At 55.1% G+C, this 16,521-nt stretch carries 18 protein-coding genes and 2 tRNA genes; 11 read left to right on the top strand and 9 right to left on the bottom strand.

The window, feature by feature from the left end; translation table 11 throughout:
• Positions 1-501: 501 nt before the first annotated feature.
• Positions 502-573 (bottom strand) — tRNA-Thr (locus EYW42_RS15210).
• A gap of 50 nt (positions 574-623) precedes the next feature.
• The gene (locus tag EYW42_RS15205; protein WP_135536153.1) at positions 624-1,295 is read right to left on the bottom strand and encodes a DUF7114 family protein; all 672 of its coding nucleotides are present in this window, start codon (positions 1,293-1,295) and stop codon (positions 624-626) included.
• 60 nt (positions 1,296-1,355) lie between these two features.
• Between EYW42_RS15205 and EYW42_RS15200 the strand changes: the two genes are divergently transcribed.
• Together EYW42_RS15200 and EYW42_RS15195 are read left to right on the top strand one after the other, a co-directional pair.
• The gene (locus tag EYW42_RS15200) at positions 1,356-2,042 is read left to right on the top strand and encodes an enoyl-CoA hydratase/isomerase family protein (protein ID WP_135536152.1); all 687 of its coding nucleotides are present in this window, start codon (positions 1,356-1,358) and stop codon (positions 2,040-2,042) included.
• 26 nt (positions 2,043-2,068) lie between these two features.
• Positions 2,069-2,680, top strand: coding sequence for a hypothetical protein (locus EYW42_RS15195; protein ID WP_135536151.1), 612 nt, complete (start codon positions 2,069-2,071; stop codon positions 2,678-2,680).
• 30 nt (positions 2,681-2,710) lie between these two features.
• On the opposite strand, the gene EYW42_RS15190 is transcribed toward EYW42_RS15195, so the two are convergent.
• On the bottom strand, positions 2,711-3,508 hold the full coding sequence (locus EYW42_RS15190) for an NAD+ synthase (protein WP_135536150.1): 798 nt from the start codon (positions 3,506-3,508) through the stop codon (positions 2,711-2,713).
• A 234-nt stretch (positions 3,509-3,742) separates the two neighbouring features.
• On the opposite strand from EYW42_RS15190, the gene EYW42_RS15185 reads away from it, so the two are divergent.
• Both EYW42_RS15185 and EYW42_RS15180 read left to right on the top strand, forming a co-directional pair.
• A tRNA-Gly gene (locus EYW42_RS15185) sits at positions 3,743-3,813 on the top strand.
• Between the two features lie 188 nt (positions 3,814-4,001).
• Positions 4,002-5,120, top strand: a complete 1,119-nt coding sequence (locus EYW42_RS15180; RefSeq protein ID WP_135536149.1) for a tyrosine-type recombinase/integrase — start codon at positions 4,002-4,004, stop codon at positions 5,118-5,120.
• Between the two features lie 117 nt (positions 5,121-5,237).
• Here EYW42_RS15180 and EYW42_RS15175 read toward each other — a convergent pair whose 3' ends face one another.
• Both EYW42_RS15175 and EYW42_RS15170 read right to left on the bottom strand, forming a co-directional pair.
• Positions 5,238-5,687 (bottom strand): hypothetical protein, encoded by a 450-nt coding sequence (locus EYW42_RS15175; RefSeq protein ID WP_135536148.1) that lies wholly within the window; start codon positions 5,685-5,687, stop codon positions 5,238-5,240.
• Between the two features lie 99 nt (positions 5,688-5,786).
• On the bottom strand, positions 5,787-6,503 hold the full coding sequence (locus tag EYW42_RS15170; RefSeq protein ID WP_135536147.1) for a rhomboid family intramembrane serine protease: 717 nt from the start codon (positions 6,501-6,503) through the stop codon (positions 5,787-5,789).
• 194 nt (positions 6,504-6,697) lie between these two features.
• Between EYW42_RS15170 and EYW42_RS15165 the strand changes: the two genes are divergently transcribed.
• From EYW42_RS15165 to EYW42_RS15135, 7 genes are all read left to right on the top strand, one after another.
• A complete protein-coding gene (locus tag EYW42_RS15165) occupies positions 6,698-7,048 on the top strand; it encodes a hypothetical protein (protein WP_135536146.1) in 351 nt (116 codons plus the stop codon).
• A gap of 336 nt (positions 7,049-7,384) precedes the next feature.
• Complete coding sequence (locus EYW42_RS15160; protein ID WP_135536145.1) at positions 7,385-7,861, top strand: hypothetical protein; 477 nt, start codon at positions 7,385-7,387, stop codon at positions 7,859-7,861.
• A complete protein-coding gene (locus tag EYW42_RS15155) occupies positions 7,854-8,279 on the top strand; it encodes a hypothetical protein (RefSeq protein ID WP_135536144.1) in 426 nt (141 codons plus the stop codon). Before EYW42_RS15160 ends, EYW42_RS15155 begins: the two co-directional genes overlap by 8 nt.
• Entirely contained in the window at positions 8,276-9,694 is a 1,419-nt protein-coding gene (locus tag EYW42_RS15150) for a 7-cyano-7-deazaguanine synthase (protein ID WP_135536143.1), read from the top strand. The genes EYW42_RS15155 and EYW42_RS15150 overlap by 4 nt, the downstream gene beginning before the upstream one ends.
• Before the next feature lie 91 nt (positions 9,695-9,785).
• Positions 9,786-10,007 (top strand): hypothetical protein, encoded by a 222-nt coding sequence (locus EYW42_RS15145; RefSeq protein WP_135536142.1) that lies wholly within the window; start codon positions 9,786-9,788, stop codon positions 10,005-10,007.
• 12 nt (positions 10,008-10,019) lie between these two features.
• The gene (locus EYW42_RS15140; RefSeq protein ID WP_135536141.1) at positions 10,020-10,994 is read left to right on the top strand and encodes an MvdC/MvdD family ATP grasp protein; all 975 of its coding nucleotides are present in this window, start codon (positions 10,020-10,022) and stop codon (positions 10,992-10,994) included.
• 2 nt (positions 10,995-10,996) lie between these two features.
• Complete coding sequence (locus EYW42_RS15135) at positions 10,997-11,647, top strand: hypothetical protein (RefSeq protein ID WP_135536140.1); 651 nt, start codon at positions 10,997-10,999, stop codon at positions 11,645-11,647.
• A gap of 269 nt (positions 11,648-11,916) precedes the next feature.
• Here the strand turns inward: EYW42_RS15135 and EYW42_RS15130 are convergent, their stop codons facing one another.
• The 4 genes from EYW42_RS15130 to EYW42_RS15115 form a co-directional block, all read right to left on the bottom strand.
• Positions 11,917-12,720 carry a hypothetical protein gene (locus EYW42_RS15130; RefSeq protein WP_135536139.1) on the bottom strand — a complete coding sequence of 268 codons (804 nt, stop codon included), beginning with the start codon at positions 12,718-12,720 and terminating at the stop codon, positions 11,917-11,919.
• A gap of 62 nt (positions 12,721-12,782) precedes the next feature.
• Positions 12,783-13,403, bottom strand: coding sequence for a hypothetical protein (locus EYW42_RS15125; RefSeq protein ID WP_135536138.1), 621 nt, complete (start codon positions 13,401-13,403; stop codon positions 12,783-12,785).
• Between the two features lie 60 nt (positions 13,404-13,463).
• Positions 13,464-15,563, bottom strand: a complete 2,100-nt coding sequence (locus EYW42_RS15120) for a TraM recognition domain-containing protein (protein WP_135536137.1) — start codon at positions 15,561-15,563, stop codon at positions 13,464-13,466.
• Positions 15,560-16,501 carry a hypothetical protein gene (locus tag EYW42_RS15115; RefSeq protein WP_135536136.1) on the bottom strand — a complete coding sequence of 314 codons (942 nt, stop codon included), beginning with the start codon at positions 16,499-16,501 and terminating at the stop codon, positions 15,560-15,562. The genes EYW42_RS15120 and EYW42_RS15115 overlap by 4 nt, the downstream gene beginning before the upstream one ends.
• Positions 16,502-16,521: the final 20 nt, after the last annotated feature.

The raw sequence follows: 16,521 nt of genomic DNA, 5'->3' as shown, positions 1-16,521 counted from the left end.
CGGTTCCGAGACAGAGTTACCACTTTTCGTTGCTTTGACACTCATGATTTACTCTTTAGTTCTCCAGACAAGCAGGTATCCGATTGGGCGCTATTTTTAGGGGGACAGGGGTTTCTGTCGCGCCGCTCAGAAGGGAACTCGTCGGAGAACTTCCTCACAAGAGTAGACTCAATCTATTCGTATATTAGTTTTATCCCAAGTTTGACATTTGGCTCGATAGCGGATTTGATGAGAAATTTCTGGTAGAGTAACATTTGTACGCGAGTGCCAGAGAGGATTGATGTTCTAACCGGGTGGCCCGTTCTCGATGATGCCCTGTTTGGAACCGTAATTCTTCAAAACCGAAGCACGACGTACGGTGACCGCGGGCGCGGGTGTCCTTGACGACATCGATCCAGCGACAAAACCCTCCGCGAGACGGGTGGAATTCTCGTTGCTAATCGGGGAAATACTAAATGAGAGGGGCGCTATCTGCGAATTACAGTCTGCGCCGCAGGCGTAAGCCTAGGCCGGAATTTGAATCCGGGCTCTCGTCCTTACCAAGGACGCGCTTTACCGCTAAGCTACCCAGGCGCGTCTGGTGATTGGCGGTTGCTGTCTTTAGGCGTTTCGATTCCGTTCGGTCATCGGTCGGACGCCGATTTCGGGACGCTATCGGTGCCGCTACCGTCGGTTGCGGTGGCTTCGATGCCGAGAGCGCCGGGCGAGTCCGGGAGCACGGCCTCCGCTGAGGAGAACGAAGAGCCGCGGCCGTCGGCGAGCGCGGCTGCGGTGTCGAGCGTGGCGGCGGAGGGTGTGACGCCGACGGCGGACGTACCCGCGATGACCGCCAGTTCGAGAACGTTGCGTTCGAGGGAGCCGTCGAGCGCCGGCGCGTCGGCGTCGGGCGCGCGTCGCCGCGTCTGGTCCCGGCCGAACGCCTGAACGGTGGCGACGGCTTTGTCGGCGGCGTCGGTCCGGGCCAGCAGGTAGAACCCGCGGGAGACGAGGACGTCCGCGGCGAGAACGTCGAGGTTCGGTTCGGTGTGGTCGTCGCTCTCGGCCCACGGTTCCGTGCGGGCGAGCGTGCGGGTGAGACGAAGCCCGTCGTAGATCAGTTGGACGCCAGCAGCGCGATTCGAGATGCTGGCGAAATCGATGTTCTCGTCGGCGGCCCGCGCGGAAAGCAGTGCGAGTGCACCCGGCGTCATCGAGGCCTCTCCGACGTAGTCGTCGATGACGTCGTGGAGTCGGTCGGGCTCGATGTCCCGAACCGCTTCGCGGGCGGCGCGCCGGCACGTGGCGGCCTCTTCCATTATCGCGAACTAGCGGTGGGAGGGGCAAAGACCTTTGGAAACGGAACCCGACATCGGGACGTGATCGAATCGAGCGACGACGGGCGGATCCGGACGGTGACGCTCGACCGACCTGAGCGCAAGAACGCCCTCACCCCCGACGGGTTGGACGCCCTTCGAGACGCAGTTACCGAGGCCGAGACGCCGGTGGTGTTTCTCAGGGGCGCTGGCGACGCGTTCTGTGCCGGTGCGGACTTGAACGTGGTCGACGACCTCGACCGAGAGACGGCGAAGGAGTTCGCCCGCCGGGGTCAGCGAACCGCCACCGCCATCGCCGAGGCGGACAGCGCGGTCGTTGCGGGCGTCGACGGCGCGGCGCGGGGAGGTGGTGTCGAACTGGCACTGGCCTGTGACGTCCGGGTGGCGACGACGGACGCGACGTTCGGCGAACCGGGCGTCACGTTCGGCCTGTTCGGTGCCTGGGGCGGGACGGTGCGGCTTCCGGCGGTCGTCGGTGAGAGTCAGGCGAGAGACCTCGCGCTCTCCGGACGGGTCGTCGACGCCGCCGAAGCCAGGCGGATCGGGCTGGTCTCTCGCGTCGTCGCGGACCCGCGGGACGTGGCGGCGGAGATAGCCGCGAACGACCGGGCGGCGCTGTCAGTCCTCACGGAGCGTCTCCGCGACAGGTCGGACCGGGAAACCAGAGAGAAACGGGAGGCGACCGCGTTCGGCGAACTTGTCGCTGAACGGGACAGTCGCAAGGGTTAGGTACGCGGTAGTTCCCATTCATACCTATGACCGAGTGCGACCACTGTGGGGCCTCATTCGACGGCGAGGAGGAGTACCTCCGTCACCTCCGCGACGAGCACGCAGGGGAGTTGAGTCGGATCGAACAGCGCCGGGTCAAGGGACTGACGGAGAGCGAGGATTCAGATGGGATCCCCACTGTCGCCGTGTACGGCGTGACCCTCGTCGGCATCCTGATCGCCGGTGCGCTCGCGTACGTCCTGCTCGCAGGCGGAGGGAGCGCGGCCGAGGACGTCAAAACTGAGCCCCACTCATCGGGTAGCGTTCACGAACACGGCACGATGAACGTGACCATCGACGGTCGAACCCTCGATTTCAGTAAGGACAGGTTCCAGATGCAGGACCGGAACTTCTTCCACTACGAGGCCGGGAGCGGCGAACGGTGGCACGTCCACGGCCAGCGAGTCACTCTGGAGTACGGCCTCTCGACGCTCGGTATCCAGGTGACTAAAAACTCGGTGACGTTCGAGGGGACGACGTATAACGACGACGACGAGGGCACCAGCATCACCTTCGAGGTCAACGGCGAATCGGTCAACCCGCGCGATTACGTCCTGCAGGAAGGCGACCACGTCCGCGTGATCGTCACGACGGAGTGATCCCTGTCCGTGACAGAACGTCGGTAGTCGCTACGGCGACGGTTCCGCCGGCGCGGGCGGCATCGATCGCTTGTGCTTGCTCTGCTCGTACAGTTCTCGGACTCTGTCGATAGTGTCGCGGTCGATGTCGAGCGTGCGCTGTGTGGCCGCGACTGACAGCGTCCCTTCGACGTGCAGCGCCAACACGGCGTCGAGCGTGTCGTAGTCGACGCCCATCTCGTCCTCGTCGGTCTGGTCCTCCCACAGTTCGGCCGTCGACGGTTTCGTGACGACCCGTTCGGAGACGCCGACGTCGCTCGCCAACTGGCGCACTTGCTGTTTGTACAGGTTACCGATGGGGTGGCAGTCCACCGCGCCGTCGCCGTACTTCGTAAAATAGCCCGTCAGTGACTCGCTCTTGTTGCCGGTGCCGAGCACCACACGGTTCTCGTGGTTGGCGACGAGGTAGTTCAGGACGCCACGGACGCGCGCTCGGCTGTTCCCGACGGCCGTCGTATCGTCCTCCGCCGCCGGGTAGGCGTCCAACAGGTCCTCGACTATCGGGTCGATCTCGATCACGTCGTGGGAAATCCCCAGGTTCTCGGCGACTCGCTCGGCGTCGCTCATGTTGTCCTCGCTGCTGACCGTCGCGGGCAGCACCAACCCGTACACGCTGTCGGTTCCGAGCGCCTCGACGGCTAGATACGCGGTCAGCGCGCTGTCTACGCCGCCGGAGAGCCCCAGCACCGCTCCGTCTGCCCCCGCGGCGTCGACGGTGTCCTCGATGAACGACGTGATGTTCTCCCGGCGCACCTGCAGTTCCGACTCCGAAAAGCGGAGATCGAGCATCAGACTGTGGTACGGGGCGAACGGCCTAATAGTCACTCGTTATCCGCGAAAACTGGACGAATGACGAGTGTCCGGTTCGGTGAGCCGAAGCGCTACGTTGAAGTACGCTGACCGGAAAGAACGGAGTGAGTTGGATCCTGACCGAGCAGTGCGAGGGCAGGACCGACGCATGAAGCGCGCCGGTGGTGAGCAAATCCGGAGGATTTGCGAGCCTCGGCGCGAGTAAGCGAACGAGCGCCGGTGGTCTAGTGGTAGGACATGAGCTTCCCAAGCTCATAGCCCGGGTTCAATTCCCGGCCGGCGCATAATACAGCCCTTCTCTCGCAGGTTTTCCGGGTCCTCAGCAAAACGTACATGACCCGAATCCAAGCTTACAATGCGGGTTGGCGTATCGCACCCCGAAGCCGTCCCCGAGTTATAAAAAGTTTCAGGCTTACTAGAACTAGAGACAGCGGGGCCGCGAGGTCCGCGTTCTGGGAGGTGAAAGCTTACAATGCAGAGTCGTGACCAAGTCGAAGATATCGTTGTCGTTCCTGAAGCGTCGGAGCAGTACCTGAATCAGCGGCAGTTGGAGGACTACCGTGAGCACCGCGTCAACCTAATCAAGTGGCTCCGGCATCTGGGGAAGGACCCTGAGAAGGCCGAGGGCTACGCGTACGATACCGCACGTCAACGCTGCTACAAGATCGATCAGTTCTACCGGTGGATCTGGGACCGGGAAGGATACACACTCCACGCCACAGTCGAGCACGCGGACAAGTTCACGAAGGAGTTGGTGTATGAGGAACATTCGAACACGCACAAGGCGGCGGTCCAGAAAGCGGTCAAAACCCTGTTCAAGTACTTGAACCACGAGAAAGCCAGGAGTATCGACTGGGAGCCGGATATCAAGTTCACGAACGGGGGTTCAAACACTCATCAGGTGCGGGACTTCCTTACTGGGGATGAGCGCCGCCGGCTCAAACAAGCCGTCCTGGAGTACGGTTCGATCCCGCATTATAACAGCGTTGAACCCCGGGAACGCAGCCGGTGGAAAGCGTACCTCGCGCAGCGGTTCGAGAAACCGAAACAGGAAGTGACGAAGGAGGACTGGAACCGGGCGAACGGCTGGAAGTACCCCTCGATCGTCTACGCATCGATGGATGCCGGCTTCCGACCGAAAGAAGTCGGACGTGCCAAAGTGAGTTGGCTCGATCTCGAAAACAACCTGTTCCGCATCCCGAAGGAGGAGTCCACCAAGAACACGGAGAACTGGCACGTCGCACTAAGCGACCGGGCATCGAACATCCTCCGGAAGTGGCTGTCCGAACGCGAAAACTACGACAAGTACCGTGGAACGGGCGCATTGTGGCTGACACGGTACGGTAACCCCTACGGCTCAGAATCACTCAACCGACTACTCAAAAAACTGTGTGAAGAAGCCGGAATACCCACCAAAAACCGGGATATCACCTGGTACAGCATCCGCCACTCGGTTGGAACACAGATGAGCCGAGACCAAGGACCCGCAGCCGTCCAACAACAACTCCGCCAACGAAGCAAAGAAATGGCTGTACGCTACGATCAAGCACCAGTCGAGGATCGACAGGACACGGTCAACAAGTGGGACTGATTCGGGCAATGTACTTTCCCTCCTTCCTTCTCTCTGTAAATCACTGTATAGTGTATAGTCGCACCTGTTTTCAAACCCGTTTTCTAACCTGGTTCTAAGGAGGGTAGAAGAATCTCGTTATTCCAATGTTGCCGTGGGGAGGGTCTCAACAACCCGCTTTCGAATCTGCTTCGGGATTTCCTTGACAAAGAGCTCCTCATCCTCTGTATTCACTGCAATATCCGGAGCACGAAGGGTTAGATAGTCCAATTCCCTCTTTTGTTCCGTGGACAGCTTCTCGATGTAGAGGCCTGAGGGATTCATATCTATCTCATATTTTCCGTCCCTCGACTGGCCACGGATCTCGATGAAGTACCGTTCACTGTTTATCTGCATCACAGGCGGCTCCTCGATCTTGTACTGTGAGCCGTGATCCCAACTTCCGGCCTTCCATTCAACCTCTACACTTGCATACCCCTCGACCGTGTCAAAGAAGCTATCCACGACCTCGACGACAACTGATTCAAAATTATCCTCGTCGATAGCCTGAATCTCATCCTGATCCCAAGTGACGATCAAGCCCGCCATAGACGTTACATGATAGCTGAGAGATATAGTATTTGCTTCGACGTACTTCTCCTACTTGAAAGTCCACCGAAAAGACTGGGATAAGGAGGCCTGGATACGCTAACAGGGTTTAAAATCGAGATACTTTCTGCCGAGTGCCCAACTTGCTCCAAGCAGGAATCCGATCGCGTGTCCCATCACGTTTTGTTGTCCTACCGGGATAAGGCCAACTGCTTGTCCGAGGAACAATACAAGCAATGCCGGTGGGACGAGAATCAATATCAATTCTCTGTAGACACGTACTGACTCTTTATTGGTCGGGAGAACACGGAATTTCTCGGACCTGAATGCGGTGTTGTCTCGGTGAATAAGAAGCATGTGTACCGGATAGAAGGCAGCATAACCATAGACAGCGACGCTTGATCCCAACGTACTACTTGATTTGATTGCCGTGCTCAGGAAAGTGGCTGCATACCCGACGACGAGGAGGAAACTGATGTACTCCTTCGCGGACATATGTCGTTCACTGGCTCCGCCGAACACAGTAAGAACTACCAAGTTACTGAGGATATGGCCGGTGTTCGGGAAGAACGCGTGTGAGAACAACGCGAATATCATTCCCGGAGTCGGATCCATAGAGGCGTTTGTTGCAAACCAGTAACCTAGCTTGGTACTATCCCAGCCAGCAAACAGAGCTGCGGTCTGGACTATATACCATGCCATGAGAACAAATATGAGAGACAGGGTTAGCCGGGAAGATCCTGCCCGTTCACACATCACCCGGTAAAGACGGGCGCAGCCAACACGGATTCTGGAAGCCTTCTCGCTCTCCAACATCAAACGACCACCTCGTTACTTCTAGCCGGACCGGTCCCACGATCAGTTCTAACACATACGGTGTGATGCGTTCGAAGCATCACCTGCATTGAATACCCAGGTTTGCATTATACCACGACGAAGAGAGCATATCGCCAAATGTAGAGCGTCTTCCCACGAATCCAGAACACCATTTGGCGAATGTAGAACCAGCTATGACAACTCTTGAAAACGAACTACCGGACCGGATCGAATCGAAACTCCTCCCTCCCAACAACAGAAACAACCTCACGAAACAGCCTGTGGCATTGGAGCTGTACCACGGTGACCGGCCCTATTATAGCGTCACCCAGATGCAGGCCGCACTCGACAGCAAACACAGCGAAGATACCGTCCGAGACCGGTTGAACGACCTAGTCGAACTCGATATCGCTGAAACCGATCAGGTGAACAACGGAGAGATCTACTACTTTGACCACGAGGATTCAGACTGGCCCGTGCCGACCGACGCGGAAGTTGAACCTGAGCGGACGGAACCGACCGTCACGGAGTTTCTCGGCCGGTGATACGGCAAGGCCGCCATCTTCAGCGTTGCACTTTCCTTCACCTCCGGGTTAGTCATCCTGGTCGGAGTCTACACAATCGCCGGCGAGATCACACTGCCGATCTTGGGAACGGATCTACTTGCCTCCGGGCTTATCGGGAATATGGTTTCGTGGGTCCTCTTCGTGTGGGCGGGGCTCTTCTGGGTTCTAGATCTCTCGGACAACAGTTTCTTCAACTGAGACGTCCTGCCGACTTGGCTTCAGTAACATAATTCGGTACTGGGCAGCAGTATTGCAGCTCCGGGAGTGTACAAAAGACAACAGCTTTGTGTTTAGTTACCAATATTTATACTGAGTATGGGAAGTGCAACCTCCACGTCCTCCGCTGCATCCAAAATCGGATACGAGGATGCAAAGAGGGGGATGAACCAAGCCCTCGAATCGGATAAAACGAAAACCGCCGTCGACATCGCTGTAACAGGTGCATTAGCCGTACAGCCTAACGGCCCCGCCAAAGTCACGACATACTCCCACCTCAAACATACGAATACCTTCCTCCAAGCAACCAGCCAGGACGGAATTCAAGCAGGGATACAGGAAACCGGGAAGAGCATGGTTCAAAACGAGATCGCGGGTCGTGCGGCCGGAGGTATCGTCGAAACATCCCAACAGACAGTCACCACAGCAGCTGAGAACGACACCGTGGGAAGAGGTGTAGATGAGGTAAACAGCAACCTTGGGTCCCCTTCCGAACAAGCCTCCAAGGACACCCTGGGAGCTGTCCTCTCAAACGGTGCAGACGCACTCAAGACAGAGGGACCCGACAATGAGTGACGATCCATTCGTTGATGAAAACCAGGCACAACAGAAAGTCAACGAGTTCATCGAACAACACGGGACCGAAGGCCTCTTCGTCCTATACTTCCGCCAGTTCATCTATCGATTCATCAAACAGGAGCTGAAGTCGGCTGACGAAGAAGTCGAAGATATCGGCACCCAACTACACCTCGACCAAGACGGCGACGACATCCTGAAGAATCGACGTGAGGAAATGAAAGAACAGTGTGAGTACTGGGCACGGGACTTGGTGGATCATTTGAAGAAGGATGAAGTTGTCTCAGAGGTCATCGAATCCGGCGATCTCGGCCGGCTTGAGGAAGAAAAAGTCGAGGAACGGGTGAAAAAGGGTTTAGACGAAAAGTTCGACGAGTGGGAGGAGCAGCTTGAGGAGTTCTTGGAGGACGTAGAATGACTGTCGCAAGGTACTACGTGGATCGGCACCCTGAGTTTCACGATCGTGCAAAGCGAGAGCTCCGAACTGAACCTTCCGACACAGATAACGACGATTACATTGCGATCACCCCCTATGAAGGCCCAGAGTTCCCGGGAGAGAACGAGTACCAGAGGGAGGCACCTAGTGAAGCGGATGAAACAATCAAATACGACCACTCAATTGTCTCCCACGAATTTCAGGGAGCAGTCCCCGATATTGTTTTAGATCTTGTGGAGATTGCGACCGCTACGTTCGCTGTCGACAAAATCGTTGACAGGGAAATCAAGGTCCTGGAAGATATTGACGAGAGCCGTCTAGAGACTCGGAATATCAAGCTCAAGATCCCGGTCCTTACACCGGAAATGGAGTCAGAAGAGATGGAACAACTGTACTCTGAGATGGTGTCTCATATAACACGAGACATCATTGAGTACGAGTTCCTCCATGCTGAACCTGAGAAAACCACTGATCATACTGCAAAAACAGCTGATGCAGACGTTGTAAGTCTGCTTTCGGATGGGCTGGATAGCACTGCCGGGATCTACCACAACCGGTCCAATGAGGTGGATTCACACTATGCCACCATTAGCTACGGAGGCGGGATCAAGTCCAAGGTGGAAGAGGTCGCCGAGGGAGCGGGGATTGATCACACGTCATATCGAATCACATATCCTGATGACGGGGAACTCACCCAGTTTTCCCGGGGACTGCTTCATCTCACCTTCGGAGCCGTGGATGCCTCAGCCAAGGGAATACAAAAGCTCCGTTGTTTCGAGAACGGGATCATGGCCCGTTTTCTAATTCTTTCTGAAGGTTGGATGACCACCCGAACCGTATCCCCTCGGTTCCTGGTCTACTTCAACAAAATCCTGGAGACCGTGCTACCACAGCCGGTTGAAGTGGAAAACCCGTTCGTGGACAAAACGAAGGCAGAGATAATCAACAAGATCCCGGAAACCGGATTGGTGAGGAACACCATCTCCTGCCCCCACAATACCGGTTACGGAAAGAAAAACTGCGGGCTTTGTGTGCCCTGTATTATCCGGAACATCGGGATCATCGCAAGCGACCACCAGATTCCGTTGGATGAACAGTCCGCTTATAACGGATTATTATTAGGTGATTTCGAAGACCAGACATGGGAAAGAGAGATCGCCGGACGAACAAGCCCTTCTGCAAGCTCTCCTGAAATCTTCTATAGAGGATGTGCAGAGGTCGCGTACTTCTGTCGACGTATACTGGAGGAAGAACCACGGGAACTTGCAGACGAATATCCCGAGCTTCTCGATAAAGCTGTGTACGAACAACACCGCCGGTTTGCGGACAACTTCATGAATGCTATTGACCAGGTAGCGGAACAAAACCCCAGCATCCAGCTTCTACAGAGAACATAGCCTCTCTATCATCTACTGCTCCATATAGAGTAGCGGTACAGTTAAGTTAGTTATCTACGATTTTTTATCTAACAAAGGTGTATTTATCAACATGAAACCGTTTCTGTTCCAGTTTTCCGAAAAGGCCGGATCACCACCGGAAGCCGAACTGAACTCGGACTACTACTTCGATGAGGAGGACGATCTGCTGTATCGGAAGGACCAATCAGACAACCTGCCTGCAATCGAAATCGAGGGGGAAGAAGGTCCGCGGACGAAAAAGCACGATGTTGAAAAAGGGGATGATAATAAGGACGATGGAATGTGGCTGTAACGGGAGAACTCGATGATCTTAATTCTCTCTAACAAGTGGGATGTGACGGTCGATTTCGTTGTAAAAGAACTTCAGAACCGCGGTCACCCGTACCTCCGGATAAACACCGAAGATCTGCCGGAAGTAGATGTGACCACAGAACTGCCCAACTTTTCAATCACTGTCGAGAAACAAGGCGAGAAAACGGAGCTGAGCGAAGAGATCGGATCTATATGGTACCGGCGACCCGGGAAACCCTACGAATTCGCTGATGAAGACAAGAAACCAGATCAGGCTACAGTCGAGTACATCCGGGAACAGTGGGAGGCCTGGTTAAACTCGCTTCAGACACTTTCGGGAGTTACCTGGATCAACCATCCGGAAGACAACCGGCGTATGGAGTCCAAGATACACCAGCTCCGGCTCGCCGATAAGCTTGGATTCCGGATTCCGGAAACGACGGTCACCAACTCAGGTCCAGACGTGTTGGAAACGTTTGACCGCCATGGAACCGTGATATCGAAGGCGCTTTCATCGCCGTTGATTACGGAGACCGAACAGGACGAGTTCGTCTTCTCCGTCCATTTGGAGGACCCGCCTTCGGTGGACGATGAGAGCCTGAAGGTCTGCCCCACGATCTTCCAAGAACCCTTTCTACCGAAGACAGACTACCGAGTCAACGTGATCGGCGACACCGTCATCCCGGTAAGGATTGAGGCCAAGGCCGGGGAACAGGTTGCTGTGGATTGGCGGACTGAAAAGGAAGCTGTTCGGTTCGTCCAAGACTCATTACCTCAGAAGATCGAGGATCTCTGCCGGGACTTTGTTGATGAGGCAGGACTGATCTTTGGAGCAATTGATCTCGTGGAGGTTGACGGCGAATACGTGTTTCTGGAGATCAACCCTAACGGTGAATGGGGATGGCTTCAGAAACCCTGGGACATCCCGATCGCGGAACATCTCACTGACCATCTAATTGAACACGATAACGAGGCGGAGGTACAGTGAGTATGAAAAGGGTGAAATACTGGCTTCGGAAGGGGTGTACGGCAGTATTCCCTGCTTTGAAATACTATCGGACCGCCAGGTCGATCGACAGGGAGAGCCGGGTTTCGGAGTACAGCGATAAGATAGAGAACACTATTGACAGTTCTGAAGGTGACTTTGACGACCTTGTCGATCAGGCGGAGGAAGCACACCGATCTGAAATCGATAGGAGCACAGATCTTGACTCCAAAGCAGGGAACTACCTCGGTAACGTTGGAGTGGTACTCAGCATTCTCAGCCTTGCAGTCGCAATCGGGATAGAACAGTACAGAAACCTCGAATGGCCGGAAACACTAGTACTGCTCTCCTTCGGATACGCCGTTATAGCACTGCTCTGGTCAGCATACTACTCCTCCAAGGCGTTGAAGATGCGTGGGTACAGCGCCTACTTCACAGCCGACGAAATGCAGGAATGGATAGAGAACGGAATCCCCGACAACACAGAAACAGTCTCCGAACTCCTCGTATGCAAAAAGCATAACGAGCAACACAATCTTGAGAAGAACAACGCAATATCCGTCGCTGAATCCTTCTCACGGAACGGGCTTATCGCAATTGGGATCGGTTTAGGACTGGTTATCCTTCTCGCACTTCCGACCGAGACCATCCTGTAGAGTGTGAAACTCAAAGGCGGTGATCCGGATCAGAGCACATCATAGCCAACTGTATAGCATCTCCACTTTCATTTTGGTCGGGTTAGTTATATGTTCTACTGGGATCTTACCCTGAGGCAGCCATCCCCGGTTGTCACACATTCCTTTAATTCCACCTCTCTCACTCAGGATCCAGAGAAGGAAACCAAGAGACAGAACATACCGGATGTCCGAAACCGGTTCCACTGGATCTTGAAGCCTGTCTATGCTGCCAAACCATCAACTGCTATCTATTCTGTCTGTGCGGAACGGGCGTTGGATCTCATTTCAAGAAGGATTTTAATCATTCGTGTGGCCGCCGAGGATTGGTCTGCAATTTCTTTTTTAGAAATATGGATGTTCACACTGTGTGCTTGGCTATTCGCTCGTTTTGCGAATTTATCTAAATCATCGCTAAAGTCTTGACCAGTATTGTCGATAGCGGTGGTATAGTTTGCTAACTCGTCAAGATGGTTCTCGAAAATACGGAGTAGTTCACCTAACCGTTTGTGTCGCCCTGAAGATGGGACATAGTATTTGTGAATATCGTCCTCGCCAAAGTGAGCACGGTACAGGTCAATGATGAGATCTTCAATCAGTCTTCGTGTCATCACAAGGGTGGCACTGTAGGCACCCACATTGTAGCAGAGATTGATTTCCTGAATCGCATCGGCATGAAAGCCATCGGCCTCAACTTCCAAGAATCGATTGTTTGGTGCTTCTTCATCAGGTAGCGGGCGGTCTATCTTCGATTCTATATGCTCATACCCTTCTTCCGACAGCTTATATCCGGTTTTCCCTACGGCGTCAATTACTAGATCTCGCCGAACAAGTGCTTTTACAGGTTCAATTACAAACCTTGAGTGTGATGTCACAATCCCTGTCGAGTTTTGGGAGCTCAAGATAACGCCAGCACTTCTGAGTACATCACCTAAATCGTCGTAGAGTGCGTAGTCTACAGATTCGTATTCGTGCAGGTACCAAAGTGCTAGACCAACTATTTCTGCATCAGTAGTACAAGAGGATGACTCCAGTAGATCCTGAAACTGAACCATTCAGTTAACCGGGATGAATCGTAGGGATATCAACCTAATGTGGTTCCTCCACAGACTCCCCCTCACTTGTCTATTGATTTAACTAAGTCCTTGAGAGACGGTAAGTCCTTGTCTGCAGCGAAAGCATACAGGTAGACACTGGGAATAAACGTCGACAGAAAGATCACAATCGCGTTATGAGTAGTTGAAGTCGGATAATATGAACCACGGATAACGAAAGACAGGATAATTGCAAAGAAACCAACACCGTATATCAAATACGTCACTCTGTCACCGTCAAGAATCTCCCACGGATCACCGGTGGCATGTACATTCACAAACATTCGGCTGATTACCGCGATGATAGCCAAGAGTTGCACCACTGCCAAGGGGCCGAACTGCATCTCAACCCAGTTCCGGAACAGTATTGAGGTGAAGACTAAACTACTGACCCCGAATAACAGAGAGAGCTGTGCACCGGTACGGCCGAATTCTTCTCCAATCCAGATGAAGACCTCTAACAGATCTATATCAGCCCCAATTGAAGTCCAGACCTCATAGATCAACCCGAAAATCAGCAGCAAAGAGATGGTCTCGATCAGATAATAATAATCAGTAATCACCGCTCCAAGATACCTTGAGAGAAGGTACCAGAGAACTATAACTGCTCCAGCAAAGAGAAGGTCCTCTAATTCACCGTCCATATCACCGGAAGAAGAAGTCGTTACAAAAATGTCTTTCCCGGCAAGCTACCAATGAGATTCCTAGTCGGCCCGTTCGAGGTACTCTTCGGCTTCTGTTGTCAGCGATACTGGTTTAACCTTGAACACTCGTTTTTGACCGTTGCTCATCCGTTCGACCGGCCCTATCGGGTCCTCAACGTTGATTAGTCCAAGCTCCTCCAATTTGGTGAGGCTGTAGTTGACTTTGTGGTTGGGAAGGCCGGTGGACGAGGTTATTCGGTGGGTGTCGTCCTTCCCTTCCTTGATACGAGTGAGAATGGTGTGGTCCACTTCGCGAACTTCCTCGAAACGTTCCTCGCTCCCATTCTCCTCTTCAGAACCATCTTCCTCTTCCGGTTCACTCCCTGGTTGGTGGAGAACGGCGTCGCCGCCTCGCACTTCCAGAATTCTGTAGTCGGCGTCTTCCAACCGGTCAACACTAGTGAACGGTTCTCCCTGGGAGTCGGTGTAGTAGCTGAAGCTTCCTTCGCCGTCGCTATGTTCTGAGTCGTGCCGGTTCACCGGGTCCGAGACGATGCTTTCCAGCTTCTCGGCGTTACCCTGTTCGACGACGAAGATGCAGTCTCTTCCCTGTTCCACCGCTCTCAATAGGTTCTCAAGGACCTTCGCGGGTTTGGATAACGTGGTGTGCTCGGCTTCAAGGTGTGCGACCGTTCCGTCCGGCAGGTGTGCGTGGCCGTCGGGCTTGTCGTCGCCAGTTCCCTGATACAGGAGGTCGACCTGGATACCACGGTCCTCTAATCCATCCTTGGCGGTTGTGAGAAGCTCCGTGTGTTTTTCTCCGCCACTGTTGGTTCCTTTCCCGAGCGATGGGGCGATCCCCATCCCCGCGGGCTCCGGTTCCGGCGTCCGTCGCTGTTTGATCTTGTCGATGTGTCCACGGTCGGCGTTCCATGGCGGGTACGTGTCGATGAAGACGGCAGATCCCAGGCTGGTTTCAGCGGGGCGTTGGACCGCGGCCCGGTACTTTCCCAGCCTTTTCAGCTCCCGTTTCTCCACCCCCTGAAGCATTCCGGCAATACGGGTTTCATCCTCCGACCCACGGGGATTGAAGCAGATCTTGGTTCGGCAGTTGTTGGTGACCGACCGCTGCATCGTCCCGCCGAGCTGGTGGAGGTACTGGGTGGCCAGCCAGCATCCTAAACGGTACTCACGTGCCTCGGACAGGATCTTGGCGAAGTTCCCAGCCTCCCCGGTGAAGTTCTGAAGCTCGTCGACGAACAGATAGAACGGCTCCCGCTGGTCGATGGACTGGGTGACCCGGCTCTGTGCGGCGGCCCAGACCTTGGTGATGACGATCGAGCCGATGATCTGCGAGGCGGTGTCTCCGAGTTCGCCTTTCTGGATGTCGAGCAGAATGATTTTGCCCTGGTTGACGGCGTCACGGAAGTCGACTCCTGACTCGCCTTCGATCACCCGTCGGACCGTGGAGTTCATCACGAAGTCGTTCAGCCTTCGCTGGAGCGGTTCCAGCTCCCGGCTCGTCATGTCCTCCTTGATCCTGACGAGTTGCTCACAGATCACCGGGTCCCGGGTTCGGTCGATTAGCTCGGTCAATACGTCCGGATTGATGATAGAGCGGTAGACATCGACCAACGTATTCGACTCCCCGTTTTTGATATTGAGGTCGAGAAAGGCCCGGAGAACTGTTTCGAGGATTCGTCCGAACCTGTCTCCCCAGTTCTCGCTTCGACGTCTGAACAGGTCGATGAGGTCGGAGACGATGATCTCCTTCTGGTTTTCCTTCTGAGCCTTACTCATCCGACCGTTGGTGTACGTTTCCAAGACGTTGATCGAGGCCACTCCGTCCCGGGAAGGGTTGATGTAGATAACGTCGTCCCACCGTTCCTCGGGGAGTTTGGCGAGGAATTCGTCGATGAGGCTGCCTTTCGGATTGACGAGACAGAGCCCGTGGCCTTTCTCCGCATCTTGGAGGGCGGTGTGAAGGAGGAGCTGTGATTTCCCTTCGCCGGTCTGCCCAAGGTTCAGGACGTGTGTGAGCCGTTTCTCGTCCAAGATACCGACGTGTTCCTCGACGCCCAGCCGCGATGTCCGGCTTCCAAAATACGTTTTCCTGCTATCAGGGTCTTGTATCCGTTTTCTAGCTGTCTCTGGGTTCACGGTCTACTGTACTGGATGTTCTCCTGGTCATGGTCGGGGAGCGATACCAACGCCGCGAGCTCATCCTGGGAGAGCAGGAACCGCTTGGAAGGCGACCGGTCCCGTACCGCCTTCACCAGCTTCAGGATCGGTGTCTTCCGGAGGCTTCGAACCGTGGTGGTTCGGAGCGACTGCCCGGTTTCCGTGTTCGCGTAGATGTTGAATCCCCCTGTTATCTCCTTTATCCGGCTCGCGGTGTACTTCCCGGCTCCTATCACGAGGACCCGTATCGAGGCCTCGAAGCCACGGGACCCTGACTTCCGGTCGATTTGCCGGGCCTGCTGTTTCTCACGTGCCGTCGCATCACGGTCACGTCCCGGAGCAATACCAACCTTGCCCTCCCGGAGTCGTTGACTTTCTTGAGACGCCTGTCGGCGTCGGAGCCGCCTCCTGACCGGTCCGCCGGCCAACGGCTTGAAAACCATCTGCACAATCACACGGCTGTCACGCATCGCATGGCGGTGAAGCGCGGAGACCACCGAGTTGATGGGCGGCCGCTCGAACTCGGTCCGCAGCGGATACTCCGGTTTCCGGCGGAGAGTGAGCACGCCGACACCGACCGTGTCTCCCTCGGAGACAGGTAATCCAGGTGTTCCTTCGTCGAACGCTACCGATGGGACGTTCTCGGAGAGATGAGTACGGACTTTTCTCTCCAACCGGATCGAGGGGACTGCGAACTGGAGCCGAAGCTGGGAGGGTTTGAACCGCCGGATCTCATAGCCGATGACCGGCGAACTGTTTTTCACCCCGAGCAGCTTGGTCTGGTACTCAGTTATCCCCCGCAGGAACCTGTCGAGTGTCGACGGAAGTTCCATCTCGGGTGGAGGCCGAACTTCCACAGCCCGAAACGCGGTTCTGGGATGCGACAATCTCTCCGCCGTGGATTCGTCGACAGTCACATAGCTTCGCCCGAACCGAG

This window comes from Halostella pelagica (assembly GCF_004762015.1).
Lineage (GTDB): Archaea > Halobacteriota > Halobacteria > Halobacteriales > Natronoarchaeaceae > Halostella > Halostella pelagica.
This window is presented reverse-complemented; position numbering and strand designations above follow the sequence as displayed.